This window comes from Polaribacter sp. R77954 (genome assembly GCF_044595335.1).
Lineage (GTDB): Bacteria > Bacteroidota > Bacteroidia > Flavobacteriales > Flavobacteriaceae > Polaribacter.
Map to the genome: position 1 here is coordinate 2,114,671 of NZ_CP138992.1, position 22,296 is coordinate 2,136,966.

At 30.8% G+C, this 22,296-nt stretch carries 16 protein-coding genes and 1 tRNA gene; 10 read left to right on the forward strand and 7 right to left on the reverse strand.

Translation table 11 applies throughout. The features are described from left to right. The first annotated feature begins 141 nt into the window (after positions 1–141). From SJY27_RS09075 to SJY27_RS09110, 8 genes are all read left to right on the forward strand, one after another. Entirely contained in the window at positions 142–1,752 is a 1,611-nt protein-coding gene (locus SJY27_RS09075; protein ID WP_397444507.1) for a DUF1800 family protein, read from the forward strand. 3 nt (positions 1,753–1,755) lie between these two features. Continuing rightward, the gene (locus SJY27_RS09080) at positions 1,756–3,333 is read left to right on the forward strand and encodes a DUF1501 domain-containing protein (protein ID WP_397444508.1); all 1,578 of its coding nucleotides are present in this window, start codon (positions 1,756–1,758) and stop codon (positions 3,331–3,333) included. Positions 3,334–3,460: 127 nt separating this feature from the next. Continuing rightward, a complete protein-coding gene (locus SJY27_RS09085; RefSeq protein WP_397444509.1) occupies positions 3,461–4,411 on the forward strand; it encodes a GSCFA domain-containing protein in 951 nt (316 codons plus the stop codon). Between the two features lie 99 nt (positions 4,412–4,510). Further along, on the forward strand, positions 4,511–4,717 hold the full coding sequence (locus SJY27_RS09090; protein ID WP_397444510.1) for a hypothetical protein: 207 nt from the start codon (positions 4,511–4,513) through the stop codon (positions 4,715–4,717). A gap of 70 nt (positions 4,718–4,787) precedes the next feature. Continuing rightward, positions 4,788–5,210, forward strand: coding sequence for a hypothetical protein (locus SJY27_RS09095; protein ID WP_397444511.1), 423 nt, complete (start codon positions 4,788–4,790; stop codon positions 5,208–5,210). Positions 5,211–5,989: 779 nt separating this feature from the next. Next, positions 5,990–7,324 carry a tetratricopeptide repeat protein gene (locus SJY27_RS09100; RefSeq protein WP_397444512.1) on the forward strand — a complete coding sequence of 445 codons (1,335 nt, stop codon included), beginning with the start codon at positions 5,990–5,992 and terminating at the stop codon, positions 7,322–7,324. Positions 7,325–7,349: 25 nt separating this feature from the next. Then, positions 7,350–8,003 carry a response regulator gene (locus tag SJY27_RS09105; protein WP_397444513.1) on the forward strand — a complete coding sequence of 218 codons (654 nt, stop codon included), beginning with the start codon at positions 7,350–7,352 and terminating at the stop codon, positions 8,001–8,003. Positions 8,004–8,062: 59 nt separating this feature from the next. Beyond that, on the forward strand, positions 8,063–8,704 hold the full coding sequence (locus SJY27_RS09110; RefSeq protein WP_397444514.1) for a transposase: 642 nt from the start codon (positions 8,063–8,065) through the stop codon (positions 8,702–8,704). Between the two features lie 176 nt (positions 8,705–8,880). Here SJY27_RS09110 and SJY27_RS09115 read toward each other — a convergent pair. Next, positions 8,881–8,954 (reverse strand) — tRNA-Asn (locus SJY27_RS09115). A gap of 184 nt (positions 8,955–9,138) precedes the next feature. Between SJY27_RS09115 and SJY27_RS09120 the strand changes: the two genes are divergently transcribed. Beyond that, positions 9,139–11,865, forward strand: a complete 2,727-nt coding sequence (locus tag SJY27_RS09120; RefSeq protein WP_397444515.1) for a 2-oxoglutarate dehydrogenase E1 component — start codon at positions 9,139–9,141, stop codon at positions 11,863–11,865. 147 nt (positions 11,866–12,012) lie between these two features. Next, a complete protein-coding gene (gene odhB / locus SJY27_RS09125) occupies positions 12,013–13,224 on the forward strand; it encodes a 2-oxoglutarate dehydrogenase complex dihydrolipoyllysine-residue succinyltransferase (protein ID WP_397444516.1) in 1,212 nt (403 codons plus the stop codon). 231 nt (positions 13,225–13,455) lie between these two features. Here odhB and SJY27_RS09130 read toward each other — a convergent pair whose 3' ends face one another. From SJY27_RS09130 to SJY27_RS09155, 6 genes are read right to left on the reverse strand one after another with little or no spacing between them, the layout of a single operon-like run. Beyond that, on the reverse strand, positions 13,456–14,487 hold the full coding sequence (locus SJY27_RS09130) for a polysaccharide lyase family 7 protein (RefSeq protein ID WP_397444517.1): 1,032 nt from the start codon (positions 14,485–14,487) through the stop codon (positions 13,456–13,458). Positions 14,488–14,524: 37 nt separating this feature from the next. Continuing rightward, complete coding sequence (locus SJY27_RS09135; protein WP_397444518.1) at positions 14,525–15,526, reverse strand: sugar kinase; 1,002 nt, start codon at positions 15,524–15,526, stop codon at positions 14,525–14,527. A 4-nt stretch (positions 15,527–15,530) separates the two neighbouring features. Continuing rightward, entirely contained in the window at positions 15,531–17,834 is a 2,304-nt protein-coding gene (locus SJY27_RS09140; RefSeq protein WP_397444519.1) for a chondroitinase-B domain-containing protein, read from the reverse strand. Between the two features lie 14 nt (positions 17,835–17,848). Next, positions 17,849–18,751, reverse strand: a complete 903-nt coding sequence (locus tag SJY27_RS09145; RefSeq protein ID WP_397444520.1) for a polysaccharide lyase family 7 protein — start codon at positions 18,749–18,751, stop codon at positions 17,849–17,851. Beyond that, the gene (locus SJY27_RS09150; protein ID WP_397444521.1) at positions 18,748–19,818 is read right to left on the reverse strand and encodes a T9SS type A sorting domain-containing protein; all 1,071 of its coding nucleotides are present in this window, start codon (positions 19,816–19,818) and stop codon (positions 18,748–18,750) included. Before SJY27_RS09150 ends, SJY27_RS09145 begins: the two co-directional genes overlap by 4 nt. Continuing rightward, positions 19,818–22,205, reverse strand: coding sequence for a polysaccharide lyase 6 family protein (locus SJY27_RS09155; RefSeq protein WP_397444522.1), 2,388 nt, complete (start codon positions 22,203–22,205; stop codon positions 19,818–19,820). Before SJY27_RS09155 ends, SJY27_RS09150 begins: the two co-directional genes overlap by 1 nt. Positions 22,206–22,296 lie beyond the last annotated feature (91 nt).

Consider the following 22,296-nt stretch of genomic DNA (forward strand, 5'->3'; position numbering starts at 1 on the left):
CTCATTTTTATTTGAAAAATAAAAGCCTTTTTAGGTTTAAAATGTAAGGCATAAACAACTCACTATTTGGTTGTTGTATTAAATTGAGTTAAATTTGATAGAAACTCGCTTAGTTTTTATCAAATTAAAAACTAAATTTATATGCCTTATTTAGACACGTATTCAGGAAATTGGTCTGCAAAAGAAGCCAGACATTTGCTCAAAAGAACTTCTTTTGGAGTATCGCAAGCACTAATTGAACAATCGGTTTCTCTAGGCTTATCAGAAACTATTCACAAACTTTTTGAAGAAAAACCGTTACCAAACCTACCCTTAAAATATGAATTTGATGACGAAATTAACGACCCAGATGTAAATTATGGAGAAACTTGGGTAAATGCACAACCTTATCCAAAAGTAGACACAAATCAAGATAGAAATAGAATTTTAAGATCCAGAAATCGTTCGTTGTATGCGTGGTCTTTTTTGCAAATGCAAGATGCAGGAATTTCTATCCGAGAAAAATTAACCCTATTTTGGCACAACCACTTTGTAGCAGAAAACACAAATGCACATAGAGAGTTTTACTACATAAATACCATCAGAAAGAATGCTTTAGGCAACTTTAAAGAGCTCACCAAACAAATTACTATAGATCCCAATATGTTAATTTATTTGAGTGGGAATCAAAATAGTGATAAAGCTCCTAATGAAAACTACTCAAGAGAATTATTAGAACTGTTTACTATTGGTAAAGGTTTATCTGTAGGAAATGGAGATTACACAAATTATACAGAAGACGATGTAATAACAATAGCAAAAGTACTTACAGGTTGGAGAGCTAGATGGATTAGACACGAAGATCCTCTAAACGCCTATTTTACCAATAATAGACATACTAAAGGTAACAAAACCCTTTCTCACAGATTTAACAACGCTGTAATTTCTGAAAATGGAGAAAACGAGTATAAAGACTTAATTGATGTAATTTTTCAACAAGACGAATGTTCTAGATTCATCATCAGAAAATTGTACAAATGGTTTGTTAATTCTGAAATATCATCAGACATAGAAACAAATATTATAGAGCCTTTAGCAAAGATAGTTAGAGATAATAATTATGAAATTGCACCGGCTTTAAAGGTATTATTAGCATCAGATCATTTTTTTGAAAATACATTTTGTATGATTAAAAGTCCTGTTGATTTAATGCTATCTGCCACAAAATCCTTATTATTTTCTGCTCCAAAAACATCTATTAAAGCAGAATATGAATTTGCGTATTTACTATATATAGCTTGTACAGACTTAGAGCAATCTATATTACATCATCCAGATGTTGCTGGTTGGAAAGCTTATTATCAAAAACCCTTATATTACAAAACTTGGGTAAATACCTATACTCTTCCTAAAAGACTAGAATTTTGCAAGGTAATTGTAACTGGTGGCGATTTATTAATTGATAAAAAGAAATATAAAATACCACCTTTAATACCTGTTTTATTAGTAGCATCTAGTATAAAAAATGCAGAAGACCCTAATATTTTAATAACAGAACTGGCAAATTTGCTTTTTAACTATGAAATATCTGCTGAACAAAAAGACAGTTTAAAAGAAATTTTAATCCCAGGTTTACCAGACTTTGAGTGGACAGTAGAATATTCCGATTTTTTAGCAAACCCAACAGACCAAGGTTTAAGAACTTCTGTAGAAAACAAGCTAAGAAATTTAATAGGAACAATGGTACAAATGTCTGAATTTCAAATAATGTAAGCCATGAAAAAAAATCAGAAATTAAATAGAAGAGATTTTATAAAGCTAAGCTCTATTGCTTCTGCTTCATTGCCAATTGCATTAAGTGGATTTCCTGTATTTGCCAACGAAAAACCAAAAGCTTACAATTTTTCTACTGATAATGAAAATGTATTGGTATTGATACAATTACAAGGAGGAAATGATGGTTTAAACACCATTTTCGACTTAAATGAATATGATAATTTACAAGCAGTACGTTCTAATATTATTATACCCGAAAACCAGCTAATAAATGCAAATGGAACAACTTCTTTTCATCCAAATATGACAGGAGTTAAAGAAATTTGGGATCAAGAAAAACTATCTATCATTCAAAATGTAGGGTACCCAAATCAAAACAGATCACATTTTAGAAGTACAGATATTTGGAACTCTGCATCTGATGCAGAAGAGTATATTTCTACAGGTTGGATTGGTCGTTTTTTCAATCAAAATCATCCATTATTTCCAGAAACATATCCTAATGAAAATAATACAGATCCGTTTGCAATTACCATTGGTAAAACAGTTTCAGAAACTTGTCAAGGTGCTAACTCAAATTTTTCTATGGCACTACAAGATCCAAACAATCCAGGAACTGCTTTAGTATCTAATACTGGCTCAATTCCAAACAATTGTTATGGTGATGCCTTAAACTTTGTAAACAATACCATTACCCAAACAAATGCTTATGCAGATGTTATTAAAAATGCTTCAAGTTCTGGTAATAATTTATCTGAAAAATATACAGATTCAGATTTATCAGAAAAACTAAAACACGTGGCAAGATTAATTTCTGGTGGCATTAAAACCAAAGTTTTTGTAGTGCAAATTGGCGGGTTTGATAATCATGACAATCAAGTTATTGAAGGAGAAACCAACACAGGTAAACATGCAACATTATTACAAGAATTATCTGACGCAATGAATGCTTTTCAAGATGATTTAGAACTCTTAAATATTGATAAAAAAGTAATTGGAATGACGTATTCTGAATTTGGGAGAAGAATTCGTTCTAATGCAGGTTTAGGAACAGATCATGGAACAGCTGCTCCTTTGTTTCTTTTTGGTTCATGTGCAAAAAATCAAATTTTAGGTGATGCTCCAGAAATTGATACACAAGTAGATGATAAAGAAGGTGTACAAATGCAATATGATTTTAGAAATATTTACAGTACAATTTTAACAGATTGGTTAGGAGCTAGTAAAACCACCTCTAATGCTGTTTTATTTAATGAATTTGATGCACTTCCTCTTTTTAAAACAGGATGTTCAGCTATTCTTTCTTCTGATGATATTCTACTAGAAAAATCAGAAATAAAGGTATATCCAAACCCGACTGTAAATTTTATACATGTAAAATTCTTTGGTACTAATGAACTCTTAAAAATTTCGCTTTACAATTCTCTAGGTGCCATTGTGCAACAAATTACTCATAAAAAATACAGTGCAATTCAGCATACATTAAAAGTTGATGTTAGTTATTTACCAAAAGGGAATTACTTTGTGCATTATCAAACCAGAGGAATTTCTAAAACTAAAAAGGTTTTGAAGTATTGATATTTATAGGCTAAGGTGCAGAGTATTTTTATTATAAATGAATAAGTAATTTTTAGCGTTCTAGATTAATCATCAAATTTAAGTATTTTTACCATACAAGATTATATGATCTGAAATTGGCACAAATATGAAACTCCAAACCAAAATTTCATTAGAAAAAGAAACCAGAAATCAAATAGATTATCATTCAAAACTTTTGTTAATAGGATCTTGTTTCTCTGAAAATATTGGGAACAAGTTCGACTATTTTAAATTTCATTCTACACAAAATCCATTTGGTATTTTGTTCCATCCAAAGGCTATAGAAAGGTTTATTACAAATGTAATTAATGAAAAAGAATACACTAAAGAAGATGTTATTTATCAAAATGAACGTTGGCATTGTTTTGATGCACATTCTAGTTTAAGTTCTTTAGATAAAAGTGAGATATTAAATCATTTAAATTCAGCAATTACAGTAACAAATAAAAAATTAGAAGAAGCATCACACATCATCATTACATTAGGCACTGCTTGGGTATATCGTTTTATTGAAAAAGATACCATCGTGGCCAATTGTCATAAAATTCCACAAAAAAAATTCTTAAAAGAACTGTTAACTGTTGACGAAATTACAGAAAGTTTAAATGCTACAACTGCGCTATTAAAATCAGTAAATAACAATATAAATATAATCTTTACAGTGTCTCCTGTAAGGCATTTAAAAGACGGATTTATAGAAAACACCCAAAGTAAAAGTCATTTAATAGCAGGCATTCATCAACTTGTAAATCAACGAAATCACATTCATTACTTTCCTTCTTATGAAATTATGATGGATGAATTACGCGATTATCGTTTTTATACAGAAGATATGATTCACCCAAATACAACTGCGATCAATTATATTTGGGCAAAATTTGTTGGGGTTTGGTTTTGCAATACTACTTTGCCAATTCTAAAAGAAATTGATAGCATTCAAAAAGGAATTTCACACAAACCTTTTAATGAGAATTCTGAACAATATCAATTGTTTTTACAAAATTTAGAAATGAAAAAAGGTAAAATTCAGAAAGCGTTTTCTTTTATCAAATTTTAAAAATATCTTCCATATTTATTTAAAATATACGTCATTTGACGTATTGTCTTAACTTTCATTATTAAAGATTTTTGTAGGGTAACTTTTAAAAATCATAAAATGAAAAAATTACTATTTTCAATTAGTCTTATATGTTTTACACTTTCTTTAAGTGCTCAAAGTATTGGTAACTTAAAAACCACTAACAAAAAGTGGGCATTTAAAACGATGAAAAAAGCATCTAAAAGAATCTATATAAATTCTTTTAATGTAAATTTTGAAGTATATAAAGAAGCAATAAACTTTAAAGCTGGAGGATGGAGGTAGAATTGGTGGTAACAATAGTAGTGCAACAGCAAAAGCCGCAGTTGGTTTAAGTGGTATTGACGGAAAATTAATGCAAGAGAAAACAAATTTGCTGTATAAAAATTACATAAAAAAATTAGAAGATGGAGGTTATGAAATTATTACTACAGAAGAAGTTGCAAAAGTTGATGCTATTAAAGATTGGGACAAAACAACAGGGCCTAATTTAATAGAAAACCTTACAGGAATTATTACTTGTGTACCAGAAAATTATACTTTTTATCATAAGAAAAAAGGTTTTTTTGGTTTGGGATGGAACATACAGCCTAAACTTGCAAAACAACTAGGCAATGTAATTATTGCTGATGTAAATTTATACGTAATTTTCTCTGAATCTGGTAATGATTGGATGAAAGGAAGAGCTGCAAAGGTAAAAATTAAAACAAATTTACGTTTGGCAGGAGAATACGCAATTACCATTCCTCAAAAATTTAAAGAAAAAAATCTACTTTAGGTAAATTATTTGGTTCTGTAAAAATAAAAGGAGCATCTGATGTACATCGTGTAAATTCTAATATTGCTTTTTATGATCAAGTACAAGCTAATTATACTGGTAGTTTAAAAGAAGATTTAGAAATTAATGATATTATAAAAAAACAAAAAATTGTTGCATACCAAAAACAAGGTTCTTTTGTACCAACTTCTTTTACTACGTTTTCTAATTACTTAGATGCTAAAGCTGATCGTTATTCTACAACCACAAAATGGATTGAAGTTGATGGAGATAAATATGCACAAGGCTTTTATAATGCTTGTAATGCGTTTTTAGAAAATCAATTAGACGAAATATTACCTAAATTAAAATAGGTATAAAAATTAAATGTTGTGAAAGGGGAAAAAATACGGCATTAGTCGTATTTTTTTTTGATGTAATTTCAATGATTTTTAGACAAAAAAATAAATACAGAAAAATTTATGACTACTAAACTAATTTTAACTCTAAATTTATTGAGTTTAACAACATTACTTTTAAGTGTTTGGTTTCGTATCACTTATAACAAGTTAAAAAAATAGAACAAAAAAAAATTGAACTTTTCCTCAAAGAAATTCAACAAGAAAATAAACAGTTTTATCTATTAAAAGATAAGTCTAAAAAAGTTGAACTTATTCAAGAATCAATTTTAAAAAAAATAAAAACCATTAAAGTTTCTTTAATGAATATTCATTTTTCTCTGGATGAAATTTTGAATTAAAATCTTTTCTTTAAATTGGTTACCTGATACTTATTGTTTTATGAAAAAAATTAAAAACATTATTCTTCAATTACTGCTAATCTATAGTTCTATCAATTTGGCTCAAACTACAAAAATTGATAGCTTGACAAAAAGCTTAAAAACAACATCAGAAATTGACAAAAAAGCAGACACAATGATGTTATTGATCGATAATTATTTTAATCAAAATAAAGATTCTTCAGAATATTACATTAAAGAAGTAGTACAGCTAACCAAAAATAAACCAAGTTTAGAAAAAACTTATATAAATGCAATTCTAAAATATGCACAATTTTATATTGTTAAAGGAGATTATAACAAATCTGAAGAAAACTACAACTACCAATTATACAGCAAATATTATGGAGATTTTGGAGTGTTACATTTTTACAAAGGTAATTTTAAAGGTGCTTTAAACAATTTCTCTAAAGCTTTAGAATTGGCAGAAAAAGAAAATATAAATGAAGATCAACTACGATTTCTGAACAATAAAGCAATTGCAATGTCTTATTTAGGAAAAGCTGAGGCCTCTTTAGATGTGCATAAAAAAGCCATTTCTTTAGCAGAAAAACTAAATGATTCTACTGCTCTTGGTAAATCTTTTAACAATATTGGTTTGATTTACGAAGACATGAAAGAATATGAAAAAGCGCTGGAATTTTATCTAAATGCTTTAGAAATTAAAAAAAATGGAACTAGCCAAATTGATGTTGCTAACAGTTTGTACAATGTTGCAGGTATGTATAAAGAAATTGGAGAGCAAGAGAATGACACTACTTTTTATAGCAAAGCAGAAAATTATTATCAGAAGTCTTTAAATATAGCCAATACTATAAATTATGGTAAAGTTATATTATTTAATAAAACAGGAATTGCTCAACTAGCAACTGTAAGAAATCAACCAAAAAAAGCTATTGAAATTTATAAATCTGTATTACCAGATGCTATAAAAGCAAACGACAATCAAACTTTAAGAATTACATATTTAAATTTAGGTGTAAATTATTTAAAACTTAAAAATCTAGATATTGCAGAAAATTATCTACTAAAAGCTTTACCAATTATAGAAAAAGCTAATAATCCATCAGATAATGCAAGTGTTTACAAAAACTTATCTTCTTTGTATGCTGATGCTAAAAACATAAAAATTTTACTTTCTGAAACAAACAATTATTGTACAATTTCTATAATTGATGATGGTAAAGGTTTTGATTTAAACACAGTGCATTTAGGTAATGGCTTATCTAACATGGAAAAAAGGATGAGTGAAATTGATGGAAAAGTTGCCATTATCTCTAAACCAAAAATTGGCACAGAAATTAAGTTAACCGTAAAATCTTTAAAAAGTATCTAAAGTTTAAAAACAAATAAAGCTACCTATGAAACTGAAAATCTGTATTGCAGAAGACAATTATTTTTTAACTAAAGCAATCAAAGAAAAACTATCTTTTTTTGATGATATTACTGTAAAATTTGATGCTAAAAATGGTGCTGAATTAATTGGTAAACTTGAAGAAAACCACAATGTTGATGTTATTTTAATGGATATTCAAATGCCAGTAATGGATGGCATTAAAGCTACAGAATTGGTTAAAAACAAATACCCTCAAATAAAGATAATAATGCTAACTGTTGTAGATGATGATGAATATGTTTTTAACGCAATAAAAGCTGGTGCAAATGGCTATTTATTAAAAGAAATAGACCCAGAAAAGCTTCATAAAAGTATTCTAGAAGTTACCAAAGGTGGTGCACCAATGACGCCAAGTATTGCTCTAAAAACTTTAAATTTATTGCGTAATCCAGAATTTACAGCAACAATAAACACTACCGAAAGCGATATAAAATTAACCAAAAGAGAAACAGAAATACTAATTCAGTTAAGTAAAGGATTAAACTATAATTCTATTTCAAATAATTTAAATGTATCTCCTTCTACTGTAAGAAAACATATAGAAAACATCTATAAAAAACTACAAGTACATAGTAAAGTAGAAGCTGTAATGAAAGCTAAAAAAAGTAACCTAATTTGAGACTGTAAACTCAACTCTGTGTGCATAAAAAAAGTATTAATTTTATTCAAACAGAAAAGATGACCCAAAAAGAACAAGAATTATTAGAAAAGAAAGCTTTAGAACAGTTACTGTCAGGTAAAAGTTTATTCGGAAAAGAGGGTGCTTTTGCACCTATGCTAAAAAGTTTCATAGAAAAAGCACTAGAGTCAGAAATGGAACATCACTTGTCATCTGTAAGCTCAGATGAGAAGAATAAGCGAAATGGAAAAGGCAAAAAGACGATAAAAAGTGGTTTAGGCACTTTTGAAATCCAAACACCAACAGATAGAAATAGCAGTTTCGAACCAGAACTTGTTAAAAAGAGACAAACTATTTTAGCGGAGAATTTATCGGAAAAGATTGTTGGTTTATATGGACTAGGAATGGGTTTACGAGATATTTCATCGCATATAAAAGAGATGTATGATACCGATATTTCTCACACTGTATTAAGTCAAATTACCGATAAAATTATACCAGACATTAAAGCTTGGCAAAGTCGCCCTTTAGAATCCATGTATTGTATAGTTTGGTTAGATGCTATGCATTATAAAGTTAGAGTTGATGGAAAAGTGCAACATAAAGCTTTGTATAATATTCTTGGGATAAATAAAGAGGGACATAAAGAAGTTTTAGGAATGTATGTCTCACAAAGCGAGGGAGCAAACTTTTGGCAATAATAATTTTATAACATCAATTGAAATCTCCAAACCTTATATATTTTAAATATCAAAGTTCTGCTTTTTATCTGTACTCCACAACTTTTGGTGTTGATCCGTAATCGTTAGTAAACATAAGGGTTTCAAAAGACTGGAAATAAAAACACCTCGCCAAAATGGCGAGGTGTCTAAGAAAGCTCCCCCTCTTGGGCTCGAACCAAGGACCCTCTGATTAACAGTCAGATGCTCTAACCAACTGAGCTAAGGAGGAGTTTGCTACCCTATTTGGGTTTAGCGAGTGCAAATATATATATTTTTAGAATATTGCCAAATACTTTTTTAATTTTTTTCAATAAAAAGTTTATTGTTATAATTAAACTTTAAAAGTTGTTTAACAACTAAAAATTGTATTTTTGTTTTCGTTAATTGCTTATAACAAAAGCATAGCTTAAATTATGGATAAATTTTCGTTTTTAAACGCAGCACATACAGGCTTTATTGCTGATTTATATGATAAGTATCTTATAAATCCTGATGCTATTGAGCCCAGTTGGAGAAGTTTTTTTCAAGGTTATGATTTAGCCAATGAAAACTACTCTTTTACTGATGATGAAGAAACTATTGAAATACCACAAGAGGTTCGAAAAGAATTCTTGGTAATTGATTTAATAAATGGCTATAGATCTAGAGGTCATCTATTTACAAAAACCAACCCAGTTAGAGAAAGAAGACAATACGAACCCACTTTAGATATCGAAAATTTCGGGCTTTCCGAAAACGATTTAGATAAAGAGTTCTCAGCAGGTGAAATACTTGGTCTTGGTAAAACAACACTGGCAAAAATTATTGAAAAACTACAACGTATTTACTGTGATTCTATAGGAGTAGAATACACATACATGCGTAATCCAGAGAAAGTAAAATGGTGGCAAAATCGTTTAAACAAAAATGATAATCATCCTAGTTATAGTACAGACGCTAAAAAATACATCTTTGGTAAATTAAATCAGGCTGTTACTTTTGAAAGTTTTTTACAAACAAAATATGTTGGACAAAAACGTTTTTCTTTAGAAGGTGGTGAAACACTAATTCCTGGAATTGCAGTGATGTTAAGAAACGCTGCTGAGGAATTTGGCGTTAAAGAATGTGTTTTAGGTATGGCACATAGAGGCCGTTTAAATACCCTAATTAATATCTTTAAAAAACCAGTTAGAGAACTATTTAGTGAGTTTGAAGGAAAAGATTTTGAAGATGAGGATATTGATGGAGATGTAAAATACCATTTAGGATTAACATTAAGCAAGACCTACAGAAATGGAAATGAAATCAAGATGAACTTGGTGCCAAATCCATCGCATTTAGAAACTGTTGCATCTGTTGCAGAAGGAATTACCAGAGCCAAGATTGACAGAAAATACAATGGAGATTCTGGTAAAATTTTACCAATTGTTATTCATGGTGATGCTGCAATTGCTGGGCAAGGTATTGCTTATGAAGTAGTTCAAATGGCTAGTTTAAATGGGTACAAAACTGGTGGAACAGTTCATATTGTTGTAAACAATCAAATTGGTTTTACTACTAATTATTTAGATGCACGTTCTAGTACGTATTGTACAGATGTGGGTAAAGTAACGCTATCACCTGTTTTACATGTTAATGCTGATGACACTGAAGCTGTTTGTCATGCTATGGAAATGGCATTAGAATATAGAATGCGTTTTAAAGGAGATATTTTTATAGACTTATTAGGATATCGTAAATATGGTCATAATGAGGGCGATGAACCTCGTTTTACACAACCAAAACTATACAAAGCAATCTCTAAACATAAAAATCCAAAAGATATTTATGCCTCTCAGCTAATATCTGAAGGATCTATAGAAAATGGGTATGTAAAAGAAATTACTACTGAATTCAAAGAGATGTTAACCACTGAGTTTGACAAATCTAAAGAAGATAAAACCTCTAAAGTAGAGGAGTTTATGAAATCTACTTGGGAAGGCTTTGAACGTCAAGATCAAGAGGCAATGTTGGCTCATTTAGATACAACTTATCCTTTAGAAAATCTAAAAAACATAGCAAAAGTGGTTTCTACAGTTCCTGAGGGTGCAAACTTTGTTAGAAAAGCAGAACGTATTTTACAAGCAAGAGCAAAAATGACCTTTGAAACCAATAAATTAGATTGGGGAATGGCTGAGAATTTGGCTTATGGCTCTTTAATGGAAGAAGGTTTTAATGTACGTATTTCAGGACAAGACGTAGAAAGAGGTACATTTTCTCACAGGCATGCTATTTTACGAGATGAAGTTACAGAAGAACGCATCAACTTGTTGAATACAAATCCTAATACCAAAGGACAAATGACAATTTACAACTCGTTATTGTCTGAATATGGTGTACTAGGTTTCGACTATGGGTATGCTATGGGTAACCCAAATACCTTAACAATTTGGGAAGCACAGTTTGGAGATTTTTCTAACGGTGCACAAATTATGTTCGATCAGTACATTTCTGCTGCTGAGGATAAATGGAAAGTTCAAAACGGAATTGTAGTATTACTGCCTCATGGTTACGAAGGTCAAGGTTCTGAGCATTCATCAGCAAGAATAGAACGTTATTTACAATTGTGTGCTGAAGATAATATGACAGTTGCAAATTGTACAACTCCTGCCAATTTCTATCACTTATTGCGTAGACAAATGAAACGCGATTATAGAAAACCATTGGTTGTTTTTACACCTAAAAGTTTATTACGTCATCCAAAAGCAGTAAATTCTATTGAAGAATTGGCTACAGGCGAGTTCCAAGAAGTAATAGATGACACGTTACATGTTGACGGAGTTACAAAAATGGTATTTTGTATGGGTAAATTCTATTATGATTTACTAGCAGAAAGAGAAGAATTGCAGAGGGAAGATGTAGCATTGATTAGAATAGAACAATTGTTCCCATTACATAAAGAAAAAATTCAAAAAATCATTGATCAATATCCAAATGTTACAGAATATGTTTGGGCGCAAGAAGAACCTAGAAATATGGGGGCTTGGAGTTATATGTTACAACGTTTTGAGTTGAAAAACTTAAGTGTTTGTTCTCGTAAATACTACGCAGTTCCTGCAGCTGGTTCTAGCACACGTTTTAAAAAGCGTCATAAAGCTGTTATTGATAGTGTTTTTAATTAGCAACTAAGTGCGTTAGGGATTGAAATGGCATCCTTTTTTTGAAGAATGAAAAAAAAGATATAATGGAAAGCCCGTTAAAACGCCCAAAAATAGAATAGAGTTATAATAGAAAGTTGCTGAAACAAGTTCAGCATAAAAAAAAGAAACATGAGTGTTTTAGAAATGAAAGTTCCTTCTCCAGGAGAATCAATTACAGAAGTAGAAATTGCAACATGGTTAGTTGAAGATGGAGATTATGTTGAAAAAGATCAACCCATTGCAGAAGTAGATTCTGATAAAGCAACCTTAGAATTACCTGCTGAAGAAAGCGGAATTATAACCTTAAAAGCAGAAGAAGGTGATGCTGTAGAAGTTGGTGCTGTAGTTTGCTTGATTGATATGGATGCTGCTAAACCAGAAGGTGATGCTCCAGCAAAAGAAGAAGCTCCGAAAGCAGAAAATAAAGTAGTAGCTGCACCAGCTCCAAAAGCAGATACGTACGCAACAGGTACTGCTTCTCCTGCAGCTAAAAAAGTATTGGCAGAAAAAGGAATTAGTACATCAGCCGTAAAAGGAACAGGAAAAGATGGTAGAATTACTAAAGAAGACGCTGTAAAAGCAGTACCTTCTATGGGAACACAACCTGCAAATGGTTCTAGAGGTACTGAGCGTAAAAAAATGTCGATGTTACGTAGAAAAGTAGCAGAGCGTTTGGTTTCTGTGAAAAACGAAACAGCCATGTTAACTACGTTTAACGAAGTAAACATGCAACCAATTTTTGATTTACGTGCTCAGTTTAAAGAAGATTTTAAAGCAAGACATGGAGTTGGTTTAGGGTTTATGTCTTTCTTTACATTAGCTGTAGTAAGAGCCTTAAAAATGTATCCTGATGTAAATTCTATGATTGATGGCGATTTTCAAATAAAGCACGATTTTCAAGATATTTCTATTGCAGTTTCTGGTCCTAAAGGATTAATGGTGCCTGTAATTAGAAATGCAGAAAACTTGTCTTTTAGAGGTGTAGAAAGCGAAGTGAAACGTTTGGCTTTACGTGCAAGAGATGGTCAAATTACAATTGATGAAATGACTGGTGGAACATTTACCATTACCAATGGTGGTGTATTTGGATCAATGTTATCTACACCAATTATCAATCCACCACAAAGTGGAATTTTAGGAATGCACAATATTGTAAACAGACCAATGGCCGTAAATGGCGGAATCGTAATTCAGCCAATTATGTATGTTGCTTTATCTTACGATCACAGAATTGTTGATGGTAGAGAATCTGTTGGTTTCTTAGTTGCTGTTAAAGAAGCTTTAGAAAACCCAGTAGAATTATTGATGGACGGTAATCCAGGAAGAGCTTTAGAAATGTAACCCAGTATCTGGGTTCATAAATATGGCAAACTGAGCTTGTCGAAGTTTCTCATAAAATATAAAAATCCCGAGCTTTTGCTTGGGATTTTTATATTTATATGGGTTTTGTGTTTTAGTTTTATCTCACTTTATCATTATATCAAACCCTAAAAATTTAAAACCAAATTTTATTAATTTGAATAAAATTAGGGTTTCCTAACGATAAAAAACTCCTAAAAAATTAGCTAAAAACTATTCTTTCTTTGGATCAACTGATGCACCTACAGTAGCATTTTTAAACCAAACTTCAGCATAACTTCCGTTTGCATATTGCTTAGAAATATCTCCACCATAAATTTCAGATTTGGTGCTTTTAGCATTTGCTTGATTATATGCTCCTTGTTTAAAAAAGTTGATCTCTCCAGCATAAGCAATTTCTCTTTCTTCGCTTACAGTACGTCTAGAAGCATAATTATCTATAACCTGTTGAGGAATATCTGCTTTAGTTGGAAAATCTGATTTTATTAAGCTTTTTGTAAACGTAACTGTTTCATGACCTTTACTCTCAAAAGTAAGATACATGATTCCCTCATATACATTTACTTCATAACTAAATTCTTCGCCCAATGCTATACCATCTTTTGGTTCTTGAGGTGCTTCTGTTGGACTAGCACCAACTACTGAAAAATCGTACCCCCAAACTGCGGTTGAATAATCCCATCTGCCTGAATTTTCTCCTTTAGTATTAATTTCATAATTCCAAAAAACAGACCCTTTTGTATGGCCGGGAAATTTTTTGTAATAAATTTTTAAGGGTTCATTTTCATGCCCTTCATCACTATGAATTTGCCCAACAACAACAGCAAAAGATGAAGGCTTGTCTGCATGACCCGTTGTTGAAACATGCATCACTTTTAAAGTACCTGTTAATTTACCTCCTTCTTCTGGAATCCAATGCTTTTTTTCACCTAGTTCTGATCTTGTGTTGCTTGATGTTCTAGATGTTATTCCAGAGTTTGGCGTTTTATAAACTACCCAATCTGTAGTTCCGTCATTAGCCACATAAAAGAAATCTTGTTTTTGAAAATTGGTTAAATCTTCAGAACGCGTACCATCACCTAACAAAATTTTCCATTTTGCCATAAAAGGAATTACGTCATTAGGATAGGTAACTTTTTTAGCTTCTTCTTGTTTATCCTGTTTCTTTATTTTGTTTTCACAACTGTTTAAAGATAGTGTTAAAACAACTGCAAAAGAAATAGATAATATTAATTTGATATTCATTGTTATTATATTTTTTTAAACTAAAGAATTGAGAAAATTATCTTTTTATGGCGCCAGAAGTATCTCCTTGCATTAAGCTTTGCACATTTTCTAAAGAAACCATATTTACATCACCAGGAATTGTGTGTTTTAAAGCACAAGCAGAAGCCGCAAAATCGATAGCTTCTTCATCATTATAATGTAATAAGCCATAAATTAAACCTGCAGCAAAAGCATCACCAGTACCCACTCTATCAATGATATGAGTTATGTTTAACATATCTGTTTTAATGTAGTGTTCACCATTCCATATTTTACCTTGAATTTGATGATGGGAGGCACTTAAAGTTCTTCTTGTTTTTTTAACTACTTTTTTAATTTTAGGAAAAACGGCAATGAGTTGTTTGGCTAATGATTTAAAACTATCTTCGGTTTTTCCGATAGCAAACATTTCTTTTATTCCACGACTACTGGTAATCACAACGTCTGTATTTTCAACCAATTTCGGAATTACTTCTTGCATTGTTTTTCCATACTTCCACATATTATTTCTGGAATTGATGTCTCCAGAAACCGTAATTCCTAATTTATTTGCAGTTTTAATTGCGTCTAAACAACATTGTGCAGCACCTTCTGAAATGGCAGGTGTAATCCCTGTCCAATGAAACCAATCTGCATCTTTTAATACATCTTCCCAATTGATCATTGAAGGTTGAATTAGGGAAAAAGCAGAACCTTCTCGCTCGTAAATAACTTCGCTAGGTCTGTGTACAGCCCCTTTTTCTAAAAAATATTTACCCATCATGTTATCACCATAAATAACATGCTCTGTACTTAACCAGTGTTTTCTTAAAAATTGTGTACCAGCTTTACCCAATGCATTATCAGGAAAACGAGTTACGTGTGCTGCTTTCATTCCTAAATAGGCACAAGAAATCGCTACATTAGCTTCACCACCACCATAAACCAGTTCTAAAGAAGAAGCTTGAGAAAATTTTTCATATCCTGGAGGTGATAGTCGCATCATTACTTCACCAAATGTGATTAATTTTTTAGGCATCATTTTAATACATTAAAGTCATTACTAAATTTTCTTCTGTTTTTATTTTCCCAGAATTTGTAACCGTGTTTCTAGATTCAATATTGTTTTTTGCCCCCCAAAGAATAGAAACAAAACGAACATTATTGTTTTTAAATATATTATTCTGAATATTTACATTTACAATACCATTATGATTTAATAGCCTTTTGTTTCTTTCTTTAGCACCACAGTTTGTGAAAGTACTGTTTGTAATTAGCAAATTACCCCCAATTGTAGATTCGTCATAACCACCTCTGTAATAATCTACAACGTTTTGTTTTACGTTGTTAAAAGTACAATTATCTATCGTTAGGTATTCTGTATTGTAATCTCCTCTATCATTGGTTTCTTCTGATAATTCTATACCATTTTCACAATTTAAAATTGACGTGTTTTTAAACGTAATTTCTTCTGAAAAAGATTGTTTGTATACTTTTAAGGCATAATTAAAGTTGCTTATTTCTGAATCGACAACATCTAAACCAAAATGATTGTACATATTTTCTTTTAAACTTGCAAAAGCGTAATTGGTATTATTACCTTTTAGTTTTAAATTTTTTAATGTTAACTTTCCATAAGGATGTAGGGCTAAAGCCGGAGTTTTTGCCTCTCCATTATAAACTATTACCGAATTTCCTTTAGATTGAATTGTAATGGTTTTATTGATCATTAAAGATTCAGAAATATTGAATGTTCCATCTGCAAGTTCTATAATATCTCCATTTTCTGCAGCCGTAATTGCTGTTTGAATTTCTGTTGCATTTGAAACTGCGTGAATTTTTGGTGCTTTAACCTCAACAACATTTGAATACCAATTTGCACCATATTTAGATTTGTCTAACAAATCTAGATTGATATTTTCTGATTTTAAAATAGCCCCTATTTGATTGCTGTTACCTCTAGAGTTACCTATTAAATCTTTGGTAATTACATCAAAATCGAATCCTTTATAAATTTCTACATCATCAAAACCAGTTATTGGTACAGCTAGGTTTGTACCAATATCACTAAGGGTTAAATCTTTAGAAATTAAACCATGAGCATTTTTAATTGCAACGCCATTATTATCAATAACATTACTTTTAAAAGTTACTCCATCTGCTTTATCATGTTCAATAATTGGGCTTGCATCTCCTTTAGAATTGTAAATTACATTATTAACAACCTCGGTTCTTAAGGCTCTTGCAGAACGAATTTCTGATTTTGGTAAAACATCTTTTTGTGCTAAGTTTTGCCCAACACCAAATTGAAATGGAGCATCTGAATCTACAAAGGTATTGTAGGCAACCACTACATCTGTTACTTGATTATATCTGTTTAATGGCGATTTTGGAATTCCGTTCATCACTGCAATTGGACTTCTAAAATTCTTTCCTTTAATTTTATAAAAAAGATTATTGATTACCCAATGCCCTGTATTGATAATTCTAATACCACCAAATTGATCATTAACACCATCACCAATAAAATAATTACCATCTACAGTAACGTAATTACCATGTCTTGTTACTACAGAACCTTCACTTTTATAAAAAACGTTGTTTTTAATTACGTTAAAATTGGTTTTACTAGAGATAATTTCTACTTCGCCATTACATTCTTCAAATAGGTTATTTGCAATTGTTGTATTGCTTGGAGACATTGATGTAAAGCTGCTACCTAACTGAATAGTTTCGCCTCTTGCCCCACCTTTTCTTGGTCTTGGACCAAAATGATTATTGATGATTTTATGGTAATTTCTAATACTTTGATTGCCTTTTAAATCTACTCTAACAGTTGGTCCACCATTGGTTTTACCAGCAATATAACAATTGCTTAACTCGTTGTGTTTACCATAAAATTGTACCCAAAGATTATCTTGATCTCTTTCTAAATTATTAAAATCTAAAATTACGCAATTGGTAACTTTACTATGATTGGCTACCTGTTTTTTACTTGTTCTAAAAGCAATTACATTTGTTTTAGGTGAATGGCCATTTCTAAAAAATAGACCACTAACCTCTAAATAATTACCACTAATTTCTAAGCTAGAGGTACCCTCAATAAAAACTTTACCTGGAGTTTCTGCACTTAACTTAATAGGTTTAGCTTCTGTACCTTCACCCATAAATTTTATAGCCACATCTTTAAAAACTCCGTTTTTAAGCACAATATGATCTCCTGCTTTTACGTCTTTAATTGCTTGTTCTAATTCTTCAGAATTAGAAACCAAAATTTGTTGTTTTGTTGCTTGGTTACAAGAAATAAATAATAAAATAAAACCAAGTACTAAAAGTGTATTCTTCATAAATATAAATAGTATTAATGTGTTACTGACAAGCTAAAGTATTTTACTCTAGCAAATGCGCCAGCGTCTGTAGTGTTTAAATAATTGCCCGCTTTAAAATAATTTTCGAAAGGCCATTTTGCCATGCTAATATCTTGATAAATTACGGGTGAATCATTATTTAGTTGTAATTCTAATTTTCCTGTAGAGGCTGTAATTCTAAAATTGAATGCATCAAAACCTACGTAACCCATATTTCTTTTTTCATCTACCCAAGTATCTCTTGAGGTATCTAATAAATCATCGCCAGAAGTGGTAATATCAACTAAAGATTTTTTAAACGCCCAGATATAACCATCTTCCCAATATATTTTTATTAAAGGTGGTCCGTTATTAGAAGAAGCATTTAGTTTTGCAACGTCTGCAATAGACAAAATACCATGAATTTGCATTACAATGGTTCTATGATATTCTCTACTACTAATGTTATCTTTACTAATGTCTAACATTTTTAGTCTTCCAACCATTGTGCCACCAGTTTCTAAAGACCAATTTACACGAGAGTTTGAGGGTAAAATTAGTTCTCTTAGTTCGGTTCTTGAATAACTACTATTTGCTGTAGATTGCCTTGGAAAGGTATAAAATACAATAGATTTGTCTGTTTGGTCATCATACATATAAGGTTTTACAGCTTCTAATGTTCTGTAACCTCCATTTACCAAATCAACAGGTTGGTATTCATCTGGACTTCCGTTATTATTTGCATCTACAGGTAAAGTAACTTTCCAATTGGTAAAATCAATTTGCGCATAATCATCAGAATTATTATCTTCAATAACATCAATTATTTCTGGTTCTTCTGTTATTTCTTCTGATGAACAGGCACATAGTACCACAAAACCAAATATAAACCAAAGTATTTTTTTTGAATGTATCATTTGATATAGCATTTTAATACTTTTAGTTTTACGGTATCTTTCTTAAAAACTATAAAATATAATCCTTTAGAAAAATCTGATACATCTAGTTTATCGTTTTGAAACTTTTTATCGACATTTAATTGTCGTCCAGAAAAATCGAACAGTTCTATGGTATTATAATTTAGTGATCCAATATTTTTAAATTCTATTTCTTTTGATGATGGATTTGGAAATAATACAATTCTTTCTGCTTGTTTTTTTAAATCGTCAATAGAAAGTGGATTCGCAATTTCTTCAACACTAAAATCTGCATATTTTACTATTTCGTCTTGTAAATTCTGTGGATTGTTTAAACTTCTGTAAATGCCCCATTTTGGTCTTGTAAAATCTGCACCATCTTGCCACATATCTATTGATGTGTTTGTGTAATTAAAAAGAATTTCATTAGTTAGCGTTTTTCTAATTTCTATAGCATAGCTTCCAGCATTACCAAATTTTACAGTTTCTTTTACGGAAACCCAAGTTCCTCTTAATGCCTCTAAATTTAATGTTTTTAATGTATTTTGATCATTTGTGGGTGTGTATCTTAACTCTAATCGATCTGGGTTTGATTTTCGTAATGTTAAGGTAATCATTGGGATGGATGCATAAGAACCTCCTACAGATTTTATTTGATGAATGTGTGTAAAGCTGGTAGAGGGTTTAAAAGTATCACTCAATTTAAACTTCCATTTGTATACAACATTTTCACCAATATTCCCTTTTAGGTTTTCTGGAGAGTCATCAAAAGATTTTATTTCATTTCGTTGTCTATCAAACTTTTTACAACGATCATTATCTGGAGTAACATGAATATGAAAGCGGAATACGTTTTTATTGAGTTCATTATCAAAAACCTCATCTATATGCCTGCCAAAATCGTTATGATTACAATCTGGAGATTCTACGATATCTCTACCAGGGTTTGCGAATACAGCATTAATAAGTTCATACGTATTTCCTGGACCATTAGCCTCTAAAACTACTTGAGCCTGAATGATAGCAGAACACAACAATACAACATAAAATATAGATTTCTGTTTCATTAATATTGTTTTAAACCTATTCTTGCTACTTTATTTTTCGCTTTCAATAAAGGTGATTTTTCGCTTGGTGTAAACAGCTCGTCATCTTCCCATTTTGGGTTTTTATATAAAACATTTTCTTTTACGGCACCTTGCGAAACTTTTACAAATCCGCTTCTATTAATTAAACAGTTTTTTATAAAACTATAATTCCCTTTTAAATCTACAGGAGATTTTATTTTGTAACTATCATCAAAAACAGTGTTTGAAATTTCAACAGCTTGAATACCATTTACTTTTAATACTTTTCCTTTTTCTTGATTGTGTACGTTGCTAAAAACACAATTTTTTACAACCAATTTACCTCCTGGTAAATTTACAGTTGGTGTTGTTCTTATATAATTCACAGCAGATTCATCAATATTTTTAAATACTGAATTTTCTAAAATAATTGTATTTGCATTGTAGAAACCCATAATATCTTTATCATAAGACAGGTTTAAACCTCTGTAACTATCTTGGAATCTAGAATTGATAAAACTTAAGGTATCTGCCTTAGTACCATTATAGGCTTTAAAAATAGAACCTCCGTTTGTGTTTTTAAAATTGACAAATGTTACATTGTCTACAAATACGTCATACAAACCACTTTCTTGTTTGTCTGGTGATACTATAGCGTACTTTGCATCAGAATCTTCAGCATCAATAATTACATTGCTTAATAACATTTTTGTACCTTCTGCCATTCTAAAAAAATAGGTTAATGGCTTTTCAATATCTTTTTTAACGCTAATGATAGATGCGCCATCTTTATCACCAATAATAGTGATGTTTTTGGTGATTGTTATTTTCTTTTCTAAGATATATTCTCCCGTTTTTAAAATTAGTTTAGAGCCTGAAGCTGCATTGCTTACTGCTTTTCTTAAAGTTTCTACACCTGGATTTACTGTAATATCTTTAGGTTTTAGTATTGGTGCTACAATATTAGGTTTCCAACCTGGACCAGCTCTTAAACTTAAGGCTTTTGGTAATTTGTTAGCGTTTAAATTAAATGCACCTGCATTAAAAGTTTGTCTTACTGTTTTTGTAATATCATTTTTAGGACTTTTTGCATTTTTAGAAACTTGTAATAAATCTGAATTTTGATTGGTTGGAATAGGGAAACCTTTCAATTGTTTCCAATTTAGCTTTGTAGTTGTAAAACCTTTTGCAGGCGTACTAGCATCAATATAATTACTACTAAAGTTAATTTTAGCAGTTTCATCTACAAAAAGTACATTTTGATTTGCTGTTGCATTGTATACAATATTATTTGCAAAATTCACATTTTCGGGTGCTAAAGACTTTTCGTCATCTTTACCTTCACCAAATGAAATAGGTCCTGAATTTATAATGGTATTATTCTGAATATCAACGTTTTTTACTTGATGATATCTATTTAAAGGTGAGTTTGGCACTCCGTTCATTACCACAATAGCACCTCTATAACCATCACCTAACAAACCAACCATTAAGTTATTTCTAATGATATGACCAGCATTAATTACTCGAATTCCCCCAGTTTTAGAAACACCATTACCTAAAAACACGTTTCTTTCTACCAATGCATTATTACCATGTCTTAATGTTAAGCAACCTTGACTCCCTACAAATAAATTGTCTCTAAAAATATTATCGCCAGATTTGTTAGAGATGATTTCTATTTCTCCATCGCAATTGGCAAACACATTTCTTTCCACCAAAGTTTTTGAAGATTTCATAGAATTAGCACTTGTACCAATTCTAATGGTTTCACCTCCATTAGTACCTAATTCTGGTCTTGTACCAAATAAATTATTATCTATTCTATGATTATTTTCTATGTGTTCATCACCTTTTAACCAAACTACAAGTGTGGTTCCTGGACTGGTTTTTCCTGTAAAATTATTATGATCTACTCTGTTATTTTTACCCCAAATATCTACCCAATGATCTTTAATACCATCAGCTACTTTGTAATATGATATGGTTGAATTGGTAAACCTGCAATGGTTAGCAAATGTTTTAGAATCTTTACGAAATTGCACCACTGACTTGTATTTAGAATCTCCATCTTTAAACCACAAACCACTAACAATAATGTGTTCTCCATAAATATTTAGTGTAGAATTACCAGAAATAATTACCTGGCCAGCAGTTTCAGCTTTTACAACTATTGGGTTGCCTTCCTCACCTTTACCATAAGCATTTATTTTAACATCTTTCCACACTCCATTTTTAAGTGTAATAATATCACCTGGTTTGGCTGCTTTAATGAGTTTGTTGTATTCGTCAATAGAACTAGCTATTTTTTCTTGTGAAATACCATTATGAGTAAAAAGCAATAAAAATAAAGGTAATACTAGTGTATAGAAGCGTATATTTATCATGGGATTTAAAATTGGTAAACCAAATTGGTTTACCAAAAATACGTAAGTTTTTTGAATTAAAAAAATAAAGCCGTTTACGAATTTTACCACA